General features: G+C 56.5%; 19 protein-coding genes and 1 pseudogene. 3 read left to right on the forward strand and 17 right to left on the reverse strand.

The features are described from left to right. Positions 1-13: 13 nt before the first annotated feature. The 9 genes from C2L66_RS40110 to C2L66_RS40145 form a co-directional block, all read right to left on the reverse strand. On the reverse strand, positions 14-652 hold the full coding sequence (locus tag C2L66_RS40110; RefSeq protein ID WP_148654682.1) for a hypothetical protein: 639 nt from the start codon (positions 650-652) through the stop codon (positions 14-16). Continuing rightward, entirely contained in the window at positions 649-816 is a 168-nt protein-coding gene (locus C2L66_RS41130; RefSeq protein ID WP_158512214.1) for a hypothetical protein, read from the reverse strand. Before C2L66_RS41130 ends, C2L66_RS40110 begins: the two co-directional genes overlap by 4 nt. Further along, positions 813-1,391 carry a methyl-accepting chemotaxis protein gene (locus tag C2L66_RS40115; protein WP_060611205.1) on the reverse strand — a complete coding sequence of 193 codons (579 nt, stop codon included), beginning with the start codon at positions 1,389-1,391 and terminating at the stop codon, positions 813-815. Before C2L66_RS40115 ends, C2L66_RS41130 begins: the two co-directional genes overlap by 4 nt. Before the next feature lie 438 nt (positions 1,392-1,829). Next, positions 1,830-2,915, reverse strand: a complete 1,086-nt coding sequence (locus C2L66_RS40120; RefSeq protein ID WP_082670607.1) for a porin — start codon at positions 2,913-2,915, stop codon at positions 1,830-1,832. A gap of 230 nt (positions 2,916-3,145) precedes the next feature. Next, a complete protein-coding gene (locus C2L66_RS40125; RefSeq protein WP_082670608.1) occupies positions 3,146-4,786 on the reverse strand; it encodes a GMC family oxidoreductase in 1,641 nt (546 codons plus the stop codon). Positions 4,787-4,790: 4 nt separating this feature from the next. Further along, positions 4,791-6,287 (reverse strand): aldehyde dehydrogenase, encoded by a 1,497-nt coding sequence (locus tag C2L66_RS40130; RefSeq protein WP_060611206.1) that lies wholly within the window; start codon positions 6,285-6,287, stop codon positions 4,791-4,793. A 91-nt stretch (positions 6,288-6,378) separates the two neighbouring features. Continuing rightward, a complete protein-coding gene (locus C2L66_RS40135) occupies positions 6,379-7,563 on the reverse strand; it encodes an OmpP1/FadL family transporter (protein WP_060611208.1) in 1,185 nt (394 codons plus the stop codon). A gap of 61 nt (positions 7,564-7,624) precedes the next feature. Further along, complete coding sequence (locus tag C2L66_RS40140; RefSeq protein ID WP_082670609.1) at positions 7,625-8,587, reverse strand: PDR/VanB family oxidoreductase; 963 nt, start codon at positions 8,585-8,587, stop codon at positions 7,625-7,627. 177 nt (positions 8,588-8,764) lie between these two features. Continuing rightward, positions 8,765-10,090 (reverse strand): Rieske 2Fe-2S domain-containing protein, encoded by a 1,326-nt coding sequence (locus C2L66_RS40145; protein ID WP_060611212.1) that lies wholly within the window; start codon positions 10,088-10,090, stop codon positions 8,765-8,767. 196 nt (positions 10,091-10,286) lie between these two features. Between C2L66_RS40145 and C2L66_RS40150 the strand changes: the two genes are divergently transcribed. Then, positions 10,287-11,288: a LysR family transcriptional regulator gene (locus C2L66_RS40150; RefSeq protein WP_060611214.1), complete on the forward strand. Its 1,002-nt coding sequence runs from the start codon at positions 10,287-10,289 to the stop codon at positions 11,286-11,288. A 74-nt stretch (positions 11,289-11,362) separates the two neighbouring features. Here the strand turns inward: C2L66_RS40150 and C2L66_RS40155 are convergent, their stop codons facing one another. The 7 genes from C2L66_RS40155 to C2L66_RS40185 form a co-directional block, all read right to left on the reverse strand. Further along, a complete protein-coding gene (locus tag C2L66_RS40155) occupies positions 11,363-12,310 on the reverse strand; it encodes a Gfo/Idh/MocA family oxidoreductase (protein WP_060611216.1) in 948 nt (315 codons plus the stop codon). Then, the gene (locus C2L66_RS40160; RefSeq protein ID WP_060611218.1) at positions 12,307-13,149 is read right to left on the reverse strand and encodes a class III extradiol dioxygenase subunit beta; all 843 of its coding nucleotides are present in this window, start codon (positions 13,147-13,149) and stop codon (positions 12,307-12,309) included. The genes C2L66_RS40155 and C2L66_RS40160 overlap by 4 nt, the downstream gene beginning before the upstream one ends. Then, positions 13,142-13,549: a protocatechuate 4,5-dioxygenase subunit alpha gene (gene ligA, locus C2L66_RS40165; protein WP_060611220.1), complete on the reverse strand. Its 408-nt coding sequence runs from the start codon at positions 13,547-13,549 to the stop codon at positions 13,142-13,144. The genes C2L66_RS40160 and ligA overlap by 8 nt, the downstream gene beginning before the upstream one ends. After that, positions 13,549-14,457 carry an amidohydrolase family protein gene (locus C2L66_RS40170; RefSeq protein ID WP_060611222.1) on the reverse strand — a complete coding sequence of 303 codons (909 nt, stop codon included), beginning with the start codon at positions 14,455-14,457 and terminating at the stop codon, positions 13,549-13,551. The genes ligA and C2L66_RS40170 overlap by 1 nt, the downstream gene beginning before the upstream one ends. A 128-nt stretch (positions 14,458-14,585) precedes the next feature. After that, on the reverse strand, positions 14,586-15,290 hold the full coding sequence (locus tag C2L66_RS40175) for a 4-carboxy-4-hydroxy-2-oxoadipate aldolase/oxaloacetate decarboxylase (RefSeq protein ID WP_060611224.1): 705 nt from the start codon (positions 15,288-15,290) through the stop codon (positions 14,586-14,588). A 4-nt stretch (positions 15,291-15,294) separates the two neighbouring features. Then, a complete protein-coding gene (locus C2L66_RS40180; protein ID WP_060611227.1) occupies positions 15,295-16,323 on the reverse strand; it encodes an amidohydrolase family protein in 1,029 nt (342 codons plus the stop codon). Beyond that, positions 16,320-17,429 carry a 4-oxalomesaconate tautomerase gene (locus C2L66_RS40185; RefSeq protein WP_060611228.1) on the reverse strand — a complete coding sequence of 370 codons (1,110 nt, stop codon included), beginning with the start codon at positions 17,427-17,429 and terminating at the stop codon, positions 16,320-16,322. The genes C2L66_RS40180 and C2L66_RS40185 overlap by 4 nt, the downstream gene beginning before the upstream one ends. A gap of 115 nt (positions 17,430-17,544) precedes the next feature. Between C2L66_RS40185 and C2L66_RS40190 the strand changes: the two genes are divergently transcribed. Next, on the forward strand, positions 17,545-18,465 hold the full coding sequence (locus C2L66_RS40190; protein ID WP_060611358.1) for a LysR family transcriptional regulator: 921 nt from the start codon (positions 17,545-17,547) through the stop codon (positions 18,463-18,465). Between the two features lie 218 nt (positions 18,466-18,683). Beyond that, positions 18,684-19,416: pseudogene (locus C2L66_RS40195) on the forward strand (IS6 family transposase). Positions 19,417-19,757: 341 nt separating this feature from the next. Here the strand turns inward: C2L66_RS40195 and C2L66_RS40200 are convergent. Then, positions 19,758-22,334 (reverse strand): ATP-binding response regulator, encoded by a 2,577-nt coding sequence (locus tag C2L66_RS40200; RefSeq protein ID WP_082670610.1) that lies wholly within the window; start codon positions 22,332-22,334, stop codon positions 19,758-19,760. Positions 22,335-22,352: the final 18 nt, after the last annotated feature.

Here is a 22,352-nt window from a genome sequence, read left to right on the forward strand (position 1 = left end):
CCTCACCAGGTTTTCAATTGCCGCTGCTAAAGAGATTCTCGCAGCCGTCGCTTCTGACCACCCGCTTTCCTGTCTGCAGATCCCAAACTCCCGGGTGCGAGTAGATCGCGCAGTCCATCGAGCCGTCCGCGCTGACGTATCGGCCGTCCTCAGAGATCCGGCCGGGAGCCGACTCCGAATAACCGAACCCTTCTTCCTGCAGTTTGCTCATGCTCTTACCCCGGGTGTACTCGCCCGGAAAATTCCCGATCGGCCGGTTGCTGCCGAGTTTGGAAACGGTCGCTGCGTAGCTGATTGTGCCTGCTGTCACCACGTCGAGCGAAAGATAGAGCTTCTTCCGGAGATTGACGTCCACCACAAAGCCTACGTGTGGGGGAATGCTTGATGGCGACGCCTTTCCGTCTGTGCATTGCTGCACATCGGCAACAGCGACGTAGTCGGTATTGTTCAGCAGAACCACCTGCTGGTTCCAGTTGAACTTCGGATCGACGTCCTTGAGCTTGCGCGCGAGCACGCACTGCCTGCTCGCGCCGTCACTTCGTTTGAGCGCGATCGAGTTATTCGAGGCGTCGTACTGCACGGAAGCGAAATCGTCGGCATGCGCTGCCGTCCCAAGCGTGAGCATCAATGTAACCAGAATCCCTTTTCTCAATTGAGCACCTCCAATGCGTACATTGTTTCCTCATAGCGTCGGAGTTCGTCGATATGCCCACCATTGATTGCATACGTCACTGCAGAGGATATCTGTTTGGCCGCAGCATTTTGCTCGGGGGTGACGGGCAACTTTCCGCTGCCCGCGTCGATCTCCGGTTTCACATTCGGTCGCTTGAACGTAATGTAGAACCCACCGCCGTCGATACAGTTGTATGGATTCGCGATAATCCGGTCCGGATCGTTGATGGGCGCGGGCCGGCGGCGTTCAGAGCCAGAGTATTGGTTCGGAATGCTATCCCTTCAATGACTCCAATCATCTCGGAGATCTTGCTCGAACTCGCGTGTATCTTTCCCATTGTCGCAACCATGTCATGAACGACGCCACCCCCTCTCTCAGCAGTTCTCGTTGCCTCGAATACCTCCTCCTTCCCCCATCGCGCATTGTTCGCGCTCTGTTTCACGGTTTCTGTCAATTGCGTCATGCTCGACGCCGTCTCCTGCAGCGACGCAGCCTGCGCTTCGGTACGCGCTGAAATATCAACATTTCCAGATACGAATTCTCGCGTAGGCTTTGAAACCGTGTCAGCAGACACGCGAACGGCGTAGACCGTCTCTTGGACCCGCGTTATTAACGCATCGAACGCAATTGCCGCACGCCCAAATTCATCCATGCGCGAACGCGATGACCGCTTAGATAAGTCAAGTGTCTCTGCGATATCCTCAAGCTTCTTGCCCATCCGATTCAGTCCTCCACATTACGACTGCATTGAGATGCGCACCGCAGTAGATCGAAACGATGCAGCCCATCGTTGATAGAAGAGCCATGCCCATCGATACCGTCCGGTACACTGGTAACCTGGCTACATCCCATTGAAGAAGTGTGATCAGATTCCATACTCCTGAGACGAGCAGGAACGCGCCGATCACCCCGAAAGCGCCGACTAATTTGAATCTGATCGTGAGAACCCGTGTCTTCAACTTTCTTCCTTACTGGCTCGCGACATAAACCCTGAACAGGGTCCAGTAATGCGAGCACCGTATATCTACCTGTGCTGCGCGCAGATCACTCTCCCTTCCTTGATGTGCACGCAGTTCCAACGGTGTCGCTCCGCAAGTCGATTCGACATACTTCGTGCGTAGCACCTCTCCAAAGAAGCAGGAGGAACGAAGCGAGGTTAAAAACGCTGCTGCATGCCCACCATGACGCCCATCTGGCTCTTGCCAGTACCAACCGAACCTCCTGCCGAAACCGGGACGGCTGAAGACGGACTGTTAAATATATACCCAGCAGATGAATAGACTGAGGTTCGCTTTGAAAGGAAGTAGCTTACGCGGCCGACCAGCAACGTCGCATCTGATCGGGTGCGCAATATGTATCGGACTGCCTGTGCATCGACCGCTAACGCGGGCGTCAGCAGATAGGTACCCCCTGCGAAGAAAATATCTGACTGGCTATGAGTGGTGCTGGACGTGTTTCGTCTGATCCATCCCACTCCAAACTTCAGGTTTCCGTATTTCGCGTATCCGTCAACGATAGTCCGCGTGTCGGTATCTGCGCTGCTGGAGAGTGGCGCGGATGCTCCCATACCTCCACGCATGACGTCATAGGATGCCGTAACCCCAAAATTGTCCGACGCATATGCGAGCATAGCGGTGTATTGCCGGCAGGCGACGAAGTCCCCGGGGACTTGACCCGCACAATTGGTTGCCGAAGCTCCTGCTGGGCCTGCGGCGTCACGACCGAAACTATATGTGCCACCGAGGGTAAAGCCACGCCACTTTCCCATGTATCCAATGGCGTTGTCGCTTCGTGCATTTGGCAAGTATGTGTCAAAAACTGCTAGTGAATGATTCGATGGTCCTATGACATCCGCGTCGGTCAGCGCGTACAACGTCATGTTCATTTGCCGGCCCAGCGTCAAACTCCCAAACTTGCTGTCAATCCCTACATTTGCTGCGCGCCCGAAGATTCTGCCGCCATAACCTAACGCGCCGTTGTTAACTCCAAATCCGTTTTCGAGCACAAAGAACGCTCTATACCCACCGCCCAGATCCTCCACCCCCTTCAGACCAAAACGCGATGGCAACTTGCCCGACAAACTCGGCATTCCAACGACGGATCCACCCGTAGCTGTTGCGTTGTTGTAGTACTGAATTCCCGTGTCGACGATGCCGTATAAGGTAACGTTGCTCTGCGCATGTGCGTTTCCCGCCAACACAGCTGAGATCGATAAAAAACCTAAACTCCATCTCGCTTTCATGAAAGTCTCCAAACCATGTAGTAATGCTTATCAATATTTAATTTTTTATTTTTAAAAACTATCCGACTACTCGCTCCCATGTCATTCGCGGCTTGATCCAGACAAAATCTGTCTTTCCTTTTTTGCAGTTGACCAAACTGGTCGCCTCGTCATATTCATGCGAAGCTCCGATAACAGAGGGCATGTACGGTTAGCAGTGGGCAATACTGCAAGGGTAAGATCTCCTGTCATCACACACGCGCCGCAACCGCAGTGCTATCGAGATTCGGTGAAGAGCGGGCCTGTCCCATCATTACATCGACCCCTCGATCGGCAACGGCCATTACCGTTGCATTGGTATTTGAACTGATGATATGCGGCATCATTGAAGCATCAAATACTCGCAGCCCCGTTACTCCTTTGACTTTCAGATCTGGAGTTAAAACCGACATTGGATCACCATCGCGCCCCATTCTGCATGTCCCTACGGGATGGTAGTTGGAGTCAGTGGTTCGCTTCAGGTAGTCAAGTAGTTCATCGTCTGACTGAACGCTCAGCCCCGGCCCTACTTCTTCATTTATGATCGACGCAAGTGGCTCCGTTGATGCCAGACGACGCAGATACCGGATTGCTCCAATGAGCCGATCCCTATCCGACACGTCCTGTAGCCAGTTGGGACTAACGACTGTGTCATCCGACGGCATGGAAGACTTGAGGCGCACTGTGCCGCGAGAACGCGGTCGTACGAGGTTAGCCATTAGGGTCATGCCGTACGTCGGCTTCGGACCTTGCGGATCAGGCCACATTACCCCCACGCAATATAGTTGCAGGTCCGGCTCTCCATCCGGTTCGACAAGATTGACGAATGCCATCGTCTCGGCGCCATTTGACGCGATGGGCCCATTACGGAAAGCGGCGTACTGGAGAGCATTGCGTAGCGCCCGAAACCCACGATCTTCACCAAAGTATCCGTATTGACCGTGCGTGCTCATCGAAACTACCGCGACGTTGTGGTCTTGCAGGTTCTCACCAACACCAGGTGAATCGACTCGCACATTCAGTCCATGCTCCCTCAAATGTTCCGCTGGCCCAATGCCGGATAACATCAGAAGTTTCGGGGTCGCAAAAGCCCCCGCACACAGAATCACTTCACCTGATGCTCGCGCCTGTACCAGCTTCCCCCGTATCCGATATTCAACACCTACCGCGAGATCGCCCTCGAACAGAACTCGCTCGACCTGTGCTCCTGTTATCAGAGACAGTTTTGGGTTATCCAATACAGGATTAAGAAATGCATCGGCGGCGCTGCATCGTTGCCCGTTATAAGTTGTCGTTTGCATGTAGCCGACGCCACGCAAACTCCCGGCATTGAAGTCCGGTGAGAACGGTACCCCTTGACGCTGCATGGCACGAACAAAACGGTCGGCCACTTCTACGGTGTAGAGGGAGTCTGAAACTTTCAGCGGTCCATCAGATCCGTGGGCTACATTGTCGAACCGCTGATTTCCTTCCTGCTTCTTGAAATATGGAAGCAACCCATGCCAGCTCCACCCCGAATCGCCTGTCGCAGTGAACCAACGCTCGTAGTCGGCGCGCGATCCCCTTGTATACGCCATAGCATTCACCGAGCTGCCTCCGCCAACGACATTCCCTTGGGGAATCGTGACCGTGCGTCCGTCTAATGACGGCTGACTCGATGAGACATAGCGCTTTATGAACGGACTTCCGCCAAAGAGCATTTTGAATGTTCCGGCAGGCATGCGAATCAAAGCGCTCTTCGCGGGTGGACCGGTTTCTATCAGAAGCACTCTTGCCTGGTGTTCGCGAACGAGCCGGCTCGCCGTCACACAACCCGCGCTGCCGGCGCCAACCACTATGTAGTCGTAGTCCATTGCTCTATACCTGTTTCGCGGACTGCAATTCAGACGGCATGTAGATTGCCTGATCCTCAAGGAACGCGCTCAGTCCTTCTGGACCGCCCTCGCGGCCGATTCCCGACTGCTTGAACCCGCCGAACGGAACGTTCGGTGACATTTCCAGACCGTTTACCGAGACGTTTCCCGCTCTAATGCGTCGCGCAACGTCGTAACCGCGCTCGACATCATTCGTGAAAACACTACCGCTCAATCCGAAGTCCGTGTCGTTCGCAATTGCAATGGCCTGGTTCACATCGTCGTACGCCATTACGGCGACCACCGGTCCAAATATCTCTTCCCGGGCGATGGTCATCGCGGGTGTCACGCCAGAAAAAACGGTTGGCTCAATGAAAAAGCCCACGTCCCGGTGATCACCGGCTGTTCCTCCTGTCGTGATCTGTGCCCCGTCACTAAGTCCCACATCGATGTAGCGAAGAACGCGCTCGAACTGGCGTCTGTTGGCAAGCGGCCCGATCTGTGTGGTTGCCTCCCACGGGTCACCTACTTTGAGCGCCGCGATCGCCGCGCTGTAAGCCTCGACGAATTCCCGTTCGCGACTGCGTGGAACCAGAATTCGAGTTTGTGCAAAGCAGATCTGCCCAGAAAAGGGCATTGTGAACGGAGCCAGCGCTGCCAACGTTGACTCAAGGCCCGCATCTTCGAGAACAATCGCTGCGGACTTCCCTCCGAGCTCAAGTGTGACGCGGGCAGTTCGTTCCGCGCAGCTCTTGGCAATGATCTTCCCGGTCGCAGTACTCCCGGTAAAGCTGATTTTGTCGACTTCGCTTTTAGCTACCAGATACGCGCCGCAATCAGCGTCTGCGGTGATTACATTCAAGACGCCAGGGGGTAGACCCGCTTCGTGTGCGCACTCCGCCACGACCAATGCATCAAGTGGAGTTTCGGGAGGGGCCTTGACGACCACAGTACATCCGGCGGCGAGCGCCGCTCCGAGCTTGTATGCCAAAATCGGGAGTTGCGCGTTCCACGGCGCAATCAGCCCGGTGACACCGACCGGTTGACGAACTATCCTTGCGTGCCCTCCTCGTGTGGACCTGCGTTCTTCGAACGCGAAGCTTGTCGACAACTCTGCATAGTAGTCGAGCATAGCCGTCGCCGTGGGTGTGAACATGTTCGCAAACCACAGCGGCGCGCCGACTTCTGCGGTCCACAACCGTGAAAGCAATGGAAGACGCGACGCGATGGCAGTCGACATTCGGCGTAGATAGACCGAACGTTCCTCCGCAGACATTCGGGGCCACGGCCCCGTGTCAAAAGCCTTTCGCGCCGCCAGTACCGCCGCGTCTACGTCCCGGTGATTAGCGAGCGGAACAGAAAGGAAAGGCTGCTCTGTTGTCGGCGAGACAATCGACACTGTCCCGGTCGAATTCGGCAAAACCCAATCCCCTCGGATGTAGAACCTCGACCGTACGTTCTCATTCAGCTCACTTTGCGGATCAAACGGCGAAGTGGTCATGGATTCTCCTGGAATATAGCCCTACCTGTATCGAAATCTGCGTGATGGGCGTTTTTGTATCTGAGACAATCTTCGTGTGTAGATCTATGGCCTAGAATTTGTGCCCATAGCTCACGCCAAAGACTTCCGTTTTGGTCTGCTCGTTAAATCCGAGACTTGCCCCTTCTCCTTTGACCGTAACCGGGAATCCGTACTCAAATACACCGCTCACCTCGTCTTTGTCGCCGATCCTGTACGTCGCACCGACGGCGACCGATGACGAAACGGGCATGGCTGACAGAAGATTCTGAGCCACGACTGATGGGCCTATTGGATGGTTGCCGCGCGAGAACCCGGCCCGCAAAGTCCATCGCTGAGCAAGGTCCCATGAGGCTCCCAGACGAAAGAAATCCTGGTTCTGCCAGCCAAACCCTTGCGCAGATCCAATGACAGTGTTGGAAAACTCAACGTGGAACCAATCTGCTGCGAGGGTGAGGCTCGGGACGGGCTGATAGGCGATACCGACGCCGTACTGGGCACCAATGTCGATACGCCCGCCTCCTGCGGCAAGGAGGTCGTCCTGGTAGCCGGAGAGTTTGCTCATGCGGATCCGGCTGGCATAACTTGCGCCGAACGTAAACGCGGAGGTTGGTTGCCAGATGTAACCGACGCGCATCCCGTAGCCGAATGCGTCGGATATACCGTGCGACGGTAACGGTTGTAGCGTGCCATCCTCTGTCGGAACAATTACCCCGTTCGCAGAGAACCGTTGGTAGGCTAACGAGAGACTGACGCCGATGATGTTGTGCTCTGTAAGCCTGTAGGTCACTGTCGGCGCGGCAATGACGGTTTGCAGGCTCGACTGTGCGACGCCAGCACCGGGGATGGGGAGCGCTGGCCGACCATAACTGGTACCAATGCCAGTACCGAAGAGTGATACCCCAAGGGTTAGCCGGGGACTTATCTGCCAGTTGGCCCCACCGTCTGGAACGGGGTATACCTTTCCCGTATGCAGAGTGTTGGACGGGCTGCCATATTCAAAGTCGGTCAAAGGCTCCAGAATCTGGATGCCGAAATCGGTTCGCGATCCAATCAACCCCATTCCGGCGGGATTGTCTGCAGCAACGGAGCTATCCTGTGGAAATGCGATTGATGTACCTGCCATTCCCGCCGCTTTCACTCCTGTCCCGCTTAGCGATATACCATCAACTGCGGATGCGTTTCCTGCATAGAGTGCCGCGACAACGCCTGCTGCGAGTGCGCCTGCGCACCGCCGCGAGCCGAACTGCTTCGACATATTTGTCTCCGAATATTATTTTTCTTCACTTTCGCCATGCCACCTATGGCATGGCGACCGACTACAAATCCAGCACAAGCAACTTCGATTTGGAGCGGGAGATGCAAACCGCCATACAGTCTCCCTGCTTTTGCTCCTGGGCTGTCAGGAAACAGTCGTGATGCTCTGGTACACCGTCAAGCACTCTTGTCACACATGTCCCACAAACACCTTGCTCACAGGAAGTCTCTACCTCGACACCTTCGACTCGCAGTACGTCGACGATCGTCTTGTCGGCCGGGATCGTGAGAACTTTCCCGGAGCGCGCAAGCTTCACATCAAACGACGTCTGCGCGCCTTGATCGGCAGGCTCTGCACCGGCAAAGTACTCGAGATGAACAGCTTCTTCCGGCCAGCCGCAGCGAGCCGCGACAGCACGGACCGTGTCCATAAAGGCTTTCGGTCCGCACAGGTAGAGATGACTCCCTTCATACCTGTCGTTAAGAGCGCCTTCCAGGACTTCTTCGACTGCGTCGTGTTCCAGTCCAAAGAGCAGTCGACAGGACTCCTGGAGCGGTCCCGATTCGAGCTCATCTCGGAAAGCGGCGTGTTGATGGGAGCGCGAGAAGTAGAGGAGTTCAAATTGCTGCTGCTTTGCTCCTAGAGCGCGTGCCATGCTGACGATCGGGGTGATTCCAATGCCGCCGGCGACGAGCAGAGTGTGCCCGGCATTTGCGCTCATCTCGAAATGATTTCGCGGAGCAGAAATGCGCAGTTCACTCCCAATACCAAGCGATTCATGGACAAATTTCGACCCACCACGTGACTTGGGCTCCAGCTTGACAGCAACCTGATATCCAGATGTATCGCCGTGCGGGCCACACAAGGAATATTGCCTGGTAATCCCTTGCCCCAGATAAAGATCGATGTGTGAACCGGGGTTCCAGTTCGGCAAGCTGGTCCCGTCTTGGGGCTCCAACCTCAATAAGCGAATATCTTGAGCAATGGCGTCAGCGGCTGCGACTCGAACGGCGATAGTGTTCATGACCAGAAAAATCTCGATGAATCAAACAACACACAAACGGAGCGTCGATACCAGGCTGGCAAACCAGCGCCCTCATTGATGGGAAGAAGCCTCAACAAGGTCTTTCCCGTTTAATAGAAGGGCCGGCTTGCCAGACGTGTCCATGTGACGCTACTTCACGGTTTGTCGACGTATGTGCTAACTAGATGAACTCTCTTGCGGGCGGAACAGGTCGGGACTCTCGGTATAACGGGCGCAATACTCTTCCTTGGAGTCACCATTTGTGATTTCTCCCGTCACTACAACCATGTCACGGAAGTCGTTCTCGGCTTCGCTACGAACCACGCCACGTGGATCTCCACCTTCGGCGATAACCTGTGCCGCCTCGTCAAGCATCCGACGTGCGCGCACGATGGCAATGTCCGACGACGACAGGTGCTCGTTCGCCTGGTGGTGAATCGTGCCCTGCGATTGCGTGATAGCAATGTCGTGAACGGAAAAGCATTCGCCAAGCCCCAGGTACGCTTTCCCCTTCATCGACTCCCGATCCTGGGAATAGAGGTTGTCCCATTTGCGACGCATGCGATCGCCCTCTTCCTTTTCGGATTGGTACTGGGCTTCAAGAGCGTCCTTGTTCAGCTGCCCGCTGCGATGGAAGATGAATTCCCACCGCCAGTGATGCTGGTCGTCGATAGGCACGTCCCAAAGCATCGTCAAGCCGCCCTCGCCCAGGTACCCCTCAAATCCGCCAACCGCGCACGCATTCGGCATGACAAAATTGGTGATTCGAATGGATGAACGGTCGGTACCGGCAATCTTGCGCAAGGTATACAACCGCACCCCAAATCGGGTGTCCTCGACAGCCAGTTCGGGACGGGCCTGGTTAGAGAACACACCCCAACGTGCCTTCATGTCTTCGTTCGACAGTTCGAGCTGGTGGAGATAGGACGTATGAACGGGATCGATGTTGCCCTCGCTCGCCTGCAACCAGTTGCAGTCACCGAACCAGCGAGTCGTGTAGCAATGTTCCCCTCCACCCGCGAGAGCGGGGTAATTCGGGAAAAGAGGCGGCTCGCCAGGTCCCATGTAGGCCCAGAATGCACCGGCCGCCTCATGAAGCGGGTACGACTTCATCCGGATCCGGTCTTTCGCGGTCGCGGACGCTTCGGCGGGCTGACTCAAACAACGCCCCTCAACATCAAAAAGCCAGCCGTGATACGGACAACGGATTCCACCATCCTCAACGCGGCCAAGCGCGAGGTCCGTACATCGATGCGCACATTTGCGGTCAATGAGACCAACCCGGTCTTTGTCATCGCGGAACAGTATGAGGTCTTCGCCCAGAATGCGAATCGGCTGGGGGGCGGCTCCGGGTGGCAGTGAGTCGATAAGAGCGACTGGTTGCCAGTAACGCCGCATCAACTCGCCTGCAGGTGTTCCTGCGTCAGTTTGGGTCAGATATTGATAGCGGTCGGCGCCGCGCGAGTTCGGCTTGAACACCACGGGTTGCGTGGAAGCGTTCATGGAGTCTCCTGTGATTAAATTTGCTTCGAATCGCCCTGTACACCGGTAAGAGTGCGGCCCGTACCCAATCCGGGGACGGACGTCGATGTAATCTCGACTAGCGACTCCCCTTTGAGAGTTACTCTATGCTAATATCTTCACGTGAGAAATATTTGTTCATGCATATCTGATATGCACTCGATAAGAGTTCTGAATTATGGAAATCAAACAGCTGCAGCACTTCTCGCGTATCGCGGAGATCGGCAATCTCACTCGCGCCGCCAGCGTGCTGGGCGTGACGCAAGCTGCCCTGAGCCGGCAGGTGGCTCAACTGGAAGCGGAGCTAGGGACTGAGCTTTTCCGACGCAACGGTCGCGGACTTGTATTGACTGACGCAGGACGACGTCTGCTCGACCAGGTGCCGATGGTGCTTCGTCAGATCGCGATTGCCGAGCGGGCTGTGAAGGGTGCAAGCGGACCCGTTCAGGGTACATTTGTCCTGGGACTGGCACCATCGCTCGCAAGAACCGTCGTCGTTCCACTGATTCAGGCTTTTCGTGAACAGTTACCCGAGGTAACGCTACGAACGGTAGATGGCACGTCGGCGAACCTCGGAGAACTGGTTGGTGCCGGGAAACTCGATTGCGCCGTTATCTACAATCCAATTTCAAACGATTCGGTGGAATTGCGGCCCCTCGCCACCGAGAGTCTCTACCTGGTATCGGGCCCGCTGGCGGCACGTGAGGATCGTGTACCGCCTCGCTCGATAGGACTCGAGAAAGTGCCTGATTTACCTTTGGTGATCGCTGGGAAGACAAACGTCGTACATGGTGTGCTAGCGGCCGCCCTTGCTGAACGGGGATTAACCGCTTACGTGGTCCATGAGATCGAGAATCTCACGGCGATACTGGATCTGATCCGTCACGGATATGGCTATTCTGTGATTCCACTAAGCGGCGTACAACCGTGCATCGGAGATCCCGAATTACGTTTGCATCGAATTGACAGTCCGCGCCTCGAGTGTGGCCTTTCGATAGCCACGCCCGCCCGCGCTGGAAACGATATGCTGATTTCGGAGAGCACGTCGCTGTTGCGAGCGGTCGTTCTCAAGGAACTCCAAAGGTATCAGGTTGAGGTGGAAAAGGCGATTGATGAGCAGTCGGACGTCCCTGCAAATGGACGGAAGGCGGGAAAATCTGGCCGCGTCACGCACCTGTAAGGCAGGTACGTCGGCGTTTCATGAATAGAGTCGAGCATCGGGAGGATGGAAACTTTCGTCCTCCTGCCTGCTGGTTAGATCAATTGACGCTCGAGCTCATCAAGTAACCGATAACAAGGCAAAACGCTTGCGACACTCGCGTTGGGTTCCCGCTTTTCCCTGATTGCAGCGATGAACTCCTGGTCTTGTGCAGCGATACCACCCAACAAGGAATGCGGGAGTTCAATTCTGGCGCCAAACCCGTCGACCAGTTCGTCGTAGCGAGCGACAAACGTTTCCCCGTCCCCAATGTATCGGAACGTCGATCCGTATGGGCCCTGGTTGTTGAAGCTGAGGGAGAGCGTGCATAGCGCTCCGGACCTTGTCCTCAGTTGTATCGACATGTCCAGCGCAACGCCCAGTTCAGGATGGACTGGGCCCTGCATCGCGTGAGCTGTCTGGACCCGTTCGCCAGTCTGGTACTCAAACAGGTCGACTGTATGCGCGGCGTGGTGCCACAAAAGATGGTCCGTCCACTCACGCGGCTCGCCCAGTGCATTCGCATTGGTACGCCGCAAAAAGTGCGTTTGGACGTCGAGCTGACGCAGGACGAACGCACCACGATCGATCCTTTCGCGCATCCACCTGTGCCCGGAATTAAACCGCCGCGTATGTGCGCACATTGCAACCAGACCCGTGCGCTGCTGACTTCGAGAAACTGCCTCGGCTCCGACGAGAGAATCAGCTAGCGGTATTTCTACCAGGACATGCCGTCCAGACTCAAGGCACTGTACGGCCTGATCCGCGTGCAGTGGCGTTGGGGTACACAATATGATGGCATCTACCTCCCGGAGCGAGAGCATCTCCGAGAGTTCCGCACATACATGCTCAATGCCATATCGAGCCGCCAGCTCCTCCACTTGTGATGTCTGCTTCCCGGCGACCGAAACAACCTTGACATCGGCGAGCATGGAAAGCGCATCAAGGTGCTGAGCGCCAATCGCGCCAGCACCGACGAGCCCAATGTGCAGTGGCTTACTCATGCGTTCTCCAGCACGAGCAGGCCGTATGCCGTGTTGGACGCTGGTACATGATAAAAGCGATGTATGCGGCGGACCTCCGAATCGAGCGCGCCTCGCATGATCAACCACATGATGATTTCTAGCCCCTCTGATCCCGCTTCCCGCAAGAGTTCAGTGTGACTGATTTGCGAGAGTGACCCCGGATCGCTCTCCATCCTGTCGAGCCACATCTTGTCGTACTCTGCATTGATCAAACCCGCACGTTCACCTTGCAACTGGTGCGACATTCCTCCCGTGCCGAAGATGGCGACCTTTATGTCCGGATCATATGCGTCGATTGCGCGCCGTAACGCCTGGCCAAGCCGGTAGCATCTCAGCGCAGTGGGCTGCGGATACTGAATTACGTTGACACACAAGGGTATGATCTTGCATGGCCAACTGTGTGGCTGACCAAACATCAGCGAGAGCGGAACAGTCAACCCGTGATCCACGGTCATTTCGCTGACCATGGCGATATCGAATTCCTCCTTCAGCACCAGCGATTCGGCAAGATGCCACGCGAACTCGGGGTCGCCCTGGCAGACCGGCACGGGCCGTGGGCCATATCCCTCGTCATGTGGCGCGAACTGCTCCCCCGTTCCGATCGCAAACGTCGGAGTCATGTCCAGGGCGAACCGTGATGCATGGTCGTTATAGACCACGATAGCGACGTCGGGTTTCACCTCTTCAATCCATTCCCTTGCCGGCTGCACACCTTCAAAAAGAGGACTCCAGTAAGGGTCTTGAATCTTCCCGTGGTCAATCGCCGCGCCGATGGATGGCACATGAGATGTTCCAACACCACCGACTATCCTAGCCATTAAGTTGCTCCTTTACGCTCCGGTTTCCCGAAATCGGCCGACCGCCGGACAACATCATGGCGCGAAATTCCTCCACGTTCATTGGACTACCGGACATTGCGGCACCAACATGCTGCATCGTCAAACCATCAAATATCGCCAACTTGAACGTGTAGTAGATGTTGCCGCCCAATCTAAGCATCTCCAGCCAATCGCGCGAAACCACCGCACTGCGTTGCTCAATGCTCAGATTGAAATTGACGAGGTAAGTGTCCGGGCTTTCGCGAAAGGCCTCACGATTGGCAGCCTGGTCCAGCGACTTACAAAACATGTTCAGCGCGAATCCCTGTCGACAGCGCTCGCCGTCGAACACATACGTGCCGGGGATGTCGTCGTAGTCGCGCTCACGAATCGATCGCATCAGTCTCTCCAATATAAGCGCATGGGATTGTCGACGAGCAATTTCTGCTGAAGCTCTTGGGTCGGCGCTATATCCGGGATGAAATCAACGAGAACACCGTCGTCTGGCATGTGATCCTTGAGGTTGGGATGCGGCCAATCAGTACCCCACAGCACGCGATCTGGGAATGTCTCAACAATCCGTCTCGCGAACGGCACCACGTCCCGATAGGGAAGGGATTCTCCTTTAACAGCGCGCGGTCCGACGACACTCAGGCGCTCCGGGCAGCTCACTTTGGACCAGACGTTGTCGTGCTCGCGCATGAACCGGACAAACAGTTCAAACTCCCCTCCGTCGACGCCCTTCGTGACATCCGGGCGTCCCATGTGGTCGACTACAACGGTCGTAGGCAGTCCGCTGAAAAAGTCCCACAGTTCAGGGAGATCAACGGATTCGAAGTACACGACGATATGCCATCCCAGTTCTGCCACCCGATGCGCAATTTCCTGAAGCTCGTCTTTAGGTGTGAAATCAACAAGCCGTCGGACGAAATTGAAACGCACCCCCCTGATTCCGGCGGTATGTAGCTCCCGCAGTTCAGCATCCGTGACATTTCGGCGAACCGACGCTACGCCCCGAGCCCGACCGCCAGAGCTACGACAGGCGTCTACAAGGGCGCGATTGTCGGTGCCGTGACACGTGGCCTGCACAATGATGTTGCGAGCCAAGCCAAGGTGGTCACGCAGTGCGAACAGTTGTTCCTTGCTGGCGTCACACGGTGTGTACTTGCGTTCCGGCGCATAGGGAAAAATGTCCCTGGGACCAAAAACATGGCAGTGTGCATCGACTGCGCCATCCGGAAGTCGGAAGACCGGTCGGGAAGGTTCCGGGCACCAGTCCAGCCAACCCAGACTCTTCTGAAATTTCATTTATGTACTCTCCGTGATACGTCCAGCAATGACCGAACGACCATCGCAGCGGCGAACGGTCTCATACAGGTCTTGCCCAAGCGTCGATGTATGAACATCGCCGAAATAAAGAATGGACTACGAGCGCATCAGTCGTCGATGTACTTCAGGCCCGCTTTTGCCAATGACTCACGCATGTCGTACATGTCCAGACCCAATACGCCTGCGGCCAGCTTCTTCCGCTTCTCTTCTTCATTCGCCACCCGTGAGGCGGCTCGTTCGGCTGTCTCATGAGCTGCGCTCGCCGGGACTACTACCACTCCATCGTCATCGCCGATCACAACGTCGCCCGGGCTAACCAAAGCGCCCGCACAAACGATTGGGACATTGACAGAACCGATCGTCGCTTTGATGGTGCCTTTGGCACTGACTGCCCGAGAGAACACCGGAAACTTCATCGCCGTCAGGTCGAATACATCACGGCAACCACCATCGATGACAAGACCCACGGCGCCACGCGCCCTAAAGCTTGTCGCAAGCAGATCGCCGAAAAAGCCATCGGTACAGTCCGCCGTCACCGCCGCGACCACGACGTCACCTGGACGAATCTGCTCCGCCGCGACATGCATCATCCAGTTATCGCCGGGGTGCAGCAGCACAGTAACCGCCGTTCCGCAGAGGTGCGCGCCGCCGTATATCGGACGCAGATAACTCTTCATCAGCCCCGTTCGACCCATGGCCTCATGCACGGTGGCCACGCCATAGCCCGAAAGACGCTGAACGGCGGATTGATCTGCGCGAACAATATTGCGTCTGACCAGGCCAATCTGACCTGCTACGTTTTCTGCACTCATGGATTCATTTCCCTTTTCTCTTCAACGCGGCGTCGAGTCTGGGATAAACCCGCCGTGTGTTGGTCTCGAAGATTTTGACGCGGTCATCGGGTGACAACGTTGCTGCGGCATCGATGTAGCGGCGCGTATCATCAAAGTGAAAACCCGTTTCCGGATCGACTCCGCGAACGGCACCGATCATTTCACTTGCAAACAGGATGTTTTCCACTGGAATCACATCGGTCAGCAGATCGATGCCGGGTTGATGGTAGACACACGTATCGAAAAAGATGTTGTTGAGCAGATGATCCTGAAGCGGTGGCAACTTCAGCTCTTGTGCCAATCCACGGAACCTTCCCCAGTGGTACGGCACGGCGCCACCGCCGTGTGGAATCACAAACCGCAGCGTTGGGAAGTCCCGGAAGAGATTCGAGGTGAGGCACTGCATGAATGCCGTTGTGTCTGCATTCAGATAATGTGCGCCTGTGGTATGAAAGCAGGCATTACAGCTGGTCGAAACATGCACCATTGCCGGTATGCCATGTTCGACCATCTTTTCGTATAGCGGGTACCAGTGACGGTCCGACAACGGCGGAGACGTCCAATGCCCTCCGGACGGATCCGGATTCAGATTAATTGCGACGAATCCATATTCCTTTACGCACCGTTCCAGTTCAGGGATACACGTCGCCGGGTCGACACCGGGCGATTGCGGGAGCATGGCTGCCCCAATGAAGTTATCCGGGAAAAGCTGCGACACGCGATAGCACAACTCATTGCAGATCGCAGCCCAAGTAGAGCTGGTCTCAAAGCTACCGATGTGATGTGCCATGAAGCTTGCGCGCGGCGAGAAGATGGTCAGATCAATGCCGCGCTCCAACATCTTCTTCAGTTGGTTCCCAGCGATAGACTCCCTCAAATCGTCGTCACTGATTCTTAGTTCACTGGCGACTGGAGTCTGTGCAGGATCCGTCAAACCTGCAATCTGCTGACTTCTCCACGACTCCAACGCTTTAGGTGCGGTTGTGTAGTGTCCGTGGCAATCGATTATCATCGCGTCCCCGCTGGTTCAAATGCTTTGTCCTTGACCATCACCTCTCCACGCATGATCAGTCGTGCCGTCCTCAGTAACGCGGCACGTCGGATGACTTGCGGGTTTTCGCTATCCACTTCCAGTTCGACGCTGAACTCTCCAGACGGATGCTCGATCGATACCTGCTTGACTACGCCCGGTGGTGTAGTTGCCAGGTCGTGTGCGACGCTGCCATCAAGTACACAGGCCGTAGCGACTGTGACGGCCGCGAGGACGCCGATGGCGTCATGGCAGACATGAGGAATAAAACAGCGCGTTGCTAGCGCGCCGCCTGCGACAGGTGGCGATACGAGGCACATCTTTGGGTAGTTCTTCGCGCTCGTGTCACCAAGACCCATCATCTCGCTGCAGCGCAACCGAAGTGCCTCAAGCTGCGCCTTCAGTTCGACGTCGGCATTGAGATCAGCCACAGTTTCACGTCCGGTTCGCCCCAGTGCCTGTGCTTGCACGAGCACCATCGGCATTCCGTTATCGATGCAGGTAACGTCAAGTGAACTTCCATTGCCCAGATCGACGCGATCCCGCACCCGGCCGGTTGGCAGCATCGAAGCGCAAACCGACCCTGCCGTATCGAGGAAATTGATAAGCACTGGAGCTGCCGTTCCCGGTACGCCATCGATACGTGCAGCCCCGTCGTACTCAGGGCGCCCTTCGGGCGTGTCGATGGTGATGTCGCAGGCCATACCGGTGTTCACCGTCAAAACGCGTGCGGTCGTCTGGCTTCCCTGAGGTGCGATCAGCCCGACTTCGAGCGCGAAGGGCACAACCGCAGCCAGCATGTTTCCGCAATTTGGGGTCGTATCGACCGTGTCCGCATTGGGCTGCAGTTGCGCGAAGAGGAATTCGAGGTCGATACCGGGGCGAGACCCGCGACTGACGATGGCCACCTTGCTGGTCAACGGATGCGCGCCGCCCAGTCCATCAATCTGTCGTAGATCCGGCGACCCGATCACGTCTAACAGCACGCGGTCACGAGTCGCCACGTCAGCGGGTAAATCCTCCGCCCTGAAAAACGGGCCACGCGAGGTTCCACCGCGCATAAACAGGCACGGAATGGGGCGTTGCATGTGTCTCCTGTGTGTTGGATCGTCTTTGATAAGACATTGTTTTACACTATCAGATAGTACACAATGTCATTTCGTGTATATTAGATATGTTCAAATTGCATCTCAGGAGACGGCCGTGGAGCTGCGACAGCTTGAATATTTCGTCCACGTTGCCGAGTTAGGGAGCTTCACCCGGGCGGCAAATCTCCTGTCCATCGCGCAGCCGGTGTTGAGCCGACAGGTGCGAGCGCTTGAACTGGAGTTCCGGCAAGTGCTCCTTGAACGCAATGGACGCGGAGTGACCCTCACGGAGCCCGGGCGGCGACTGCTGGAACACAGCCGGAGCATCCTTGCCCAGGTAGATCGTGTTCAATCTGATATGGAAGACGGCCGTGGCGAAGCAACGGGCAGGCTCGTGGTCGCGTTGCCTCCAAGTGTCAGTTCGGTGTTGACTGCCCCTCTCGTGCGAAGATTTCGCGAACGCTTTCCGAAAGCGACTCTGTGCATCCTGGAAGGCCTATCGGCCTATTCGCTGGAATGGCTGACAATTGGACGCGCCGATTGTGCAGTGGTCTACACGAATGCAACCTCGGCGACTGTGGAGCTTTCCCCGGTCCTGAGCGAACAGCTGTATCTGGTTTCCGCCGGCCCCGCTGCTCGATCTGCTGGAGACGTTCTGATAGGAGAGCCCGTCAGCCTCACGCAGGTAGCGCAGCACCAGCTTGTCATGCCGAGCCGACCCCACTCGATTCGACTGCTGCTCGAAGGTGCAATGGCTCAGGCTTCGTTGAAGCCGAACATCGCGCTAGAGATCGAAAGCATCCCCGCGATCCTCAATCTGGTACGTGATGAGCATCTCCATGCAGTGCTTTCTCTGAAGGCAGTTCAATCTGGAGGGCAGCAACAGGACTTCTATGTGCGTCCTATTGTCGACCCTCCGCTTCAAACCACGATATGGATTGCAACGTCAGCCCAACGCCCAAGCGGACCTTTGCTCGAACAGGCGATTCCGCTGCTCCGCCAGACGCTGTGTGACCTGTGGGACACACGCCTATGACAATTCCTGTTGAGGTCGACTATTTCTGCTAGCCGGACGATTAATTGCGCTAGCGACCTCTTCTAAATCGCCGTTTGACCGTGTCTCTGCGATATCTGCCGACGCTTGATATCGACTGCTGCATGCTGCCCGCGCGGCGCAACACCGGGGGTGGGGCCGTTTCGAGTTGTGCGCCAGGCTGTGTCAGGTTGGTGGACACGCGGCGGTAGAATGAAGCGATGAACAAAACGAAATCGCCTTATCACGCCCACCGCTTCCCTGCTGTCGTCATCAGCTACGCGGTTCGCTGGTATTTCCGGTTCAGCCTGAGCTTGCGCGACATCGAAGAATTGTTGCTCGAGCGAGGCGTCGTGGTCACGTACGAAACGATCCGTTGTTGGTGTGACAAATTCGGTGCTGGATTCGCCAGATGCGCCAAGGCGGTGCGGCGCAAGCCAGGCCACACGTGGCACATCGACGAGATGTTCGTGACGCTGCGCGGCGATCCGTATCTGTTGTGGCGTGCCGTCGACGAGCATGGCGCAGAACTCGACGTGCTGGTGCAGAAGCGGCGCGACAAGGCCGCGGCCAAGCGCTTCTTTCGACGTGTGCTGCGATCGAACCCGGTGCCGCGGAAGATCGTGACGGATCAACTGCGCAGTTATCCGGCAGCGAAGGCTGACATCCCTGAACTCGCGCAGGTCAAGCACGTTTTCGTCAAAGCAGCCGCACGAGTAAACAACCGCGCGGAGAATAGCCATCAGCCAACCCGCAGGCGCGAGCGCCAGATGTGCGGCTTTCGCGACGCGCGTCGCACGCAGGCGTTTCTCTCATGCTTCGGCCCGATCCGGCAGCACTTTGCGTTACCCAGACATCGGATGAACGCCGGAATATCATCGCTCCATACTGAAGGAGCGCCTCTCCACATGGTATGTCTTGACCGTCCCAGCCTCAAATGATCAAGTTATCTGATAAGGATAACTACTCTTATGCCAGACACGTAGCCTACGCCCGTCAACTTGACAGCGCCCCGCCACGAATTACCAACAGTCCTTTACATTGGGAGCAGTAGCACGAGCGTGTCGTTCTGTCCACACACAGAAGCGAACCGATCGTTAACGCGTTTGCAAACGTCAAGTTGACCTACAGCGGCCGTATGGCCTTGGCTTGCTATCGCCGAAGGATCTTAATGCCCCCTGCTACCCTGCGCTGCCCGCACATAGTTACCGCGAAGGCGCGGGCTAGCGCCGCCTTGCTTTGAAGTGTCCTGACACGACAACGTACATCTTCTCCGACAGGGTTCTCAGCTTCATTCAAACCTCCCCCGACACCTGAGGATGACCGCGATTCGCCGTAGCCGAGGCGAAGTATGCCTCCAGCGCCTCAGTCGATCGATTTCCTAGTGTGGAAATCTGCTCAAGCCAGTCCGGCTCAAGGGGCCATTGACCTTGCTTGATGCTCGGATAGATCGTCTCCGCAAACGCATGCAGTGCCTTGGCACCGATGTTGCCGCTGACACCGAGAAGCCGGTGCAAGGCAGCATGCGTCGACTCGATGTCATGCGCTGCCACACTGGTCGCAAGATGCGCCTGAAGAGAACGGATCTGTTCAATAGCGCTGAGAAAACTCTGATCCAACAGGTCGAGCGATGTGAGTTCATCAAGCTGCATTTCATCGAGCAACTGACCTCCTTTTCTCGCCCCCGCAATAGCGGCGCCGGTTACGGGCGCAGTCAGGTCGGAACCGGCGTCCTCGACAGTCGAAGATTCCACTCGGGCGAACTGTCTCGCGAGGCATGCATGAAGCAAGCCGATCTGCACTGGCTTGACCAGCACCTCGTCCATACCGGCACGCAGGCACGCTTGAACAGCGCCCACGTCAGCGTGACCCGTAAGCGCAATGATGGGCACGCCGGACGCGGCATCGGCGCGTGCGCGGATCGCCAGCGCCGTCGCTACGCCATCCATGCCCGGCATGTTGACGTCCATCAGGATGGCATCGACGCCTGGCTGCTCGTCCAATCGTCCGAGGACGGCCAAACCGTGTTCTGCTTCGATGACACCGGCACCGAAGCGCTCAAGATAACTTTTCGCCACCAGTCTGCTATAGGTGTCGTCATCGGCCACGATGACCGTACGGCCCGAGAAGCCATCGAACATCTGCTTCGAGCGGTGGCGCGTGCCGCTTTCCAGAAGCGCCCTCAGCGTCGTGATCAACTGCACCGCGCCGCACGATTTGCTAAGCGTGAGATCCATGCCGGCTCGTTGCGCGAGAACGCGTGCAATGCCGCGATGCTCCGCGGTGTAGCCCGCAATCGGCACGTTCCTGTTGATACCCGTGCTGTTTGCACGGATCTTCTCGGTGGTCGTGTAACCGTCCATCACCGGCATATTGATGTCCATCAATACCAAGTTCCAAGCCGGCGGCTGCCGCAACAGTGCGAGCGCTTCCTCACCGTTCTCCGCCTCGCTGACCTGCACGCCCACTTTGGACAGGACGCGCGACACTCTCGCCCTCTGGTCGGCATCGTCGTCCACCACAAGGATGCGCTTGCCGTTGAAGAACGCCCTCGATTGCTCGACGACCTCGCGTTCGTGCGCCGCGATCTCTTCTCGCGAGACTAGCGGGAATTGCAGTGTGAATTGCGTGAATTTTCCGACTTCGGAATCGCAGGATATCTTGCCGCCAAACGAACGCATTGCCCGCTGACAGTACGCAAGGCCCAATCCCGTGCCCGCAGGGTTTCCCGTCGTCTGGAAAGGCTTGAACAGCTCCGCCATGACCCCTGGTGCAATACCAGGCCCGGTGTCGCGAACGGTCACCTGCTGGCGATCTACTGTCAGCGTAATCGCGGCAGACGGATGTGAGGCAATATGATGAAGCGCGTTCCTGATCAGGTTGAACAACGCGAACAGGTAGACCGTTTCATCGATCTTGAATGTGAAGTCCTCAATGACGCTCAGACTGACCTTGCTGCGTTCCTTTCTGTCACCGAAGCCGTACTCCTCGATTGCCTTACGCGTCGTTTCCGCAGCGCTCAGATAGACGAGGTGATCTGGGCGTATAGGCTTCGCACTTACCTCGTCCAGTGTCATCGCGATGATCCGCAAGCCGCGGTCGATTGCCAGTTGGCCGTAAGTGAGATGGTGAAACAATAAAGCGGTGCCGTCGGGTGACACCCGGGACGACCCGTTGGTGCCTGTGATGACAGGAAGCGCCTCATCCACGCGATCGAGCACATACCGCAACTGGCTGAGTGGATTTCTCATCTCGTGTGCAATCGTGCCAGCCAGGGCGCGAAGCGCCTCATTTCGGGCCTGCGCGGTAATCCCCTTCATGTTGCTGTAGCTGAAGGTCACGCCAGCGCATATGCCGAACGTGAAAATCGGCAGGTAGAGATAGAGAAACAGATTCGAGTCCAGATGGATGGATTGAGGTACCGCGATCCATGCACATAGCACAGCGAGACCGCCGCCCAGGAACACGTTGAGCAACAGAACCACGAAAGAAGGGAAAATGGCAATCAGGAAGAAGACCATCCCTAGTTCGGCCATGGACCACAGCACCGAATAGTGACTGGCTAGCAGGTAATACGTGAAAAAGAACGGTAGCGAGTACGCTACCGTCAGAAAATAATACCAGGGCAGCAAAGGCGCCATCGCGGCGGGCCAGAAACGGCGCACGAGCAGAAGCAGGCTGGCCGCCATGCCGACGATGCGCATCGCCATGCTTTCGTTGGGTTGCGGATCGACGTACGTCCACCAGAACCAGTAAACGGGATGTCCGATGGCACCTATTACGCCTACGGCCAGCACACTGTAATCAGACATATGATACGAGTCAGATACCCGTTTGCTGATATAGCCAATGACCCTCGCGGTGGCTTTCATGTTTTTTTGAGCTGTTGT

The sequence above is a fragment of the Paraburkholderia caribensis genome, assembly GCF_002902945.1.
Classification (GTDB): domain Bacteria; phylum Pseudomonadota; class Gammaproteobacteria; order Burkholderiales; family Burkholderiaceae; genus Paraburkholderia; species Paraburkholderia caribensis.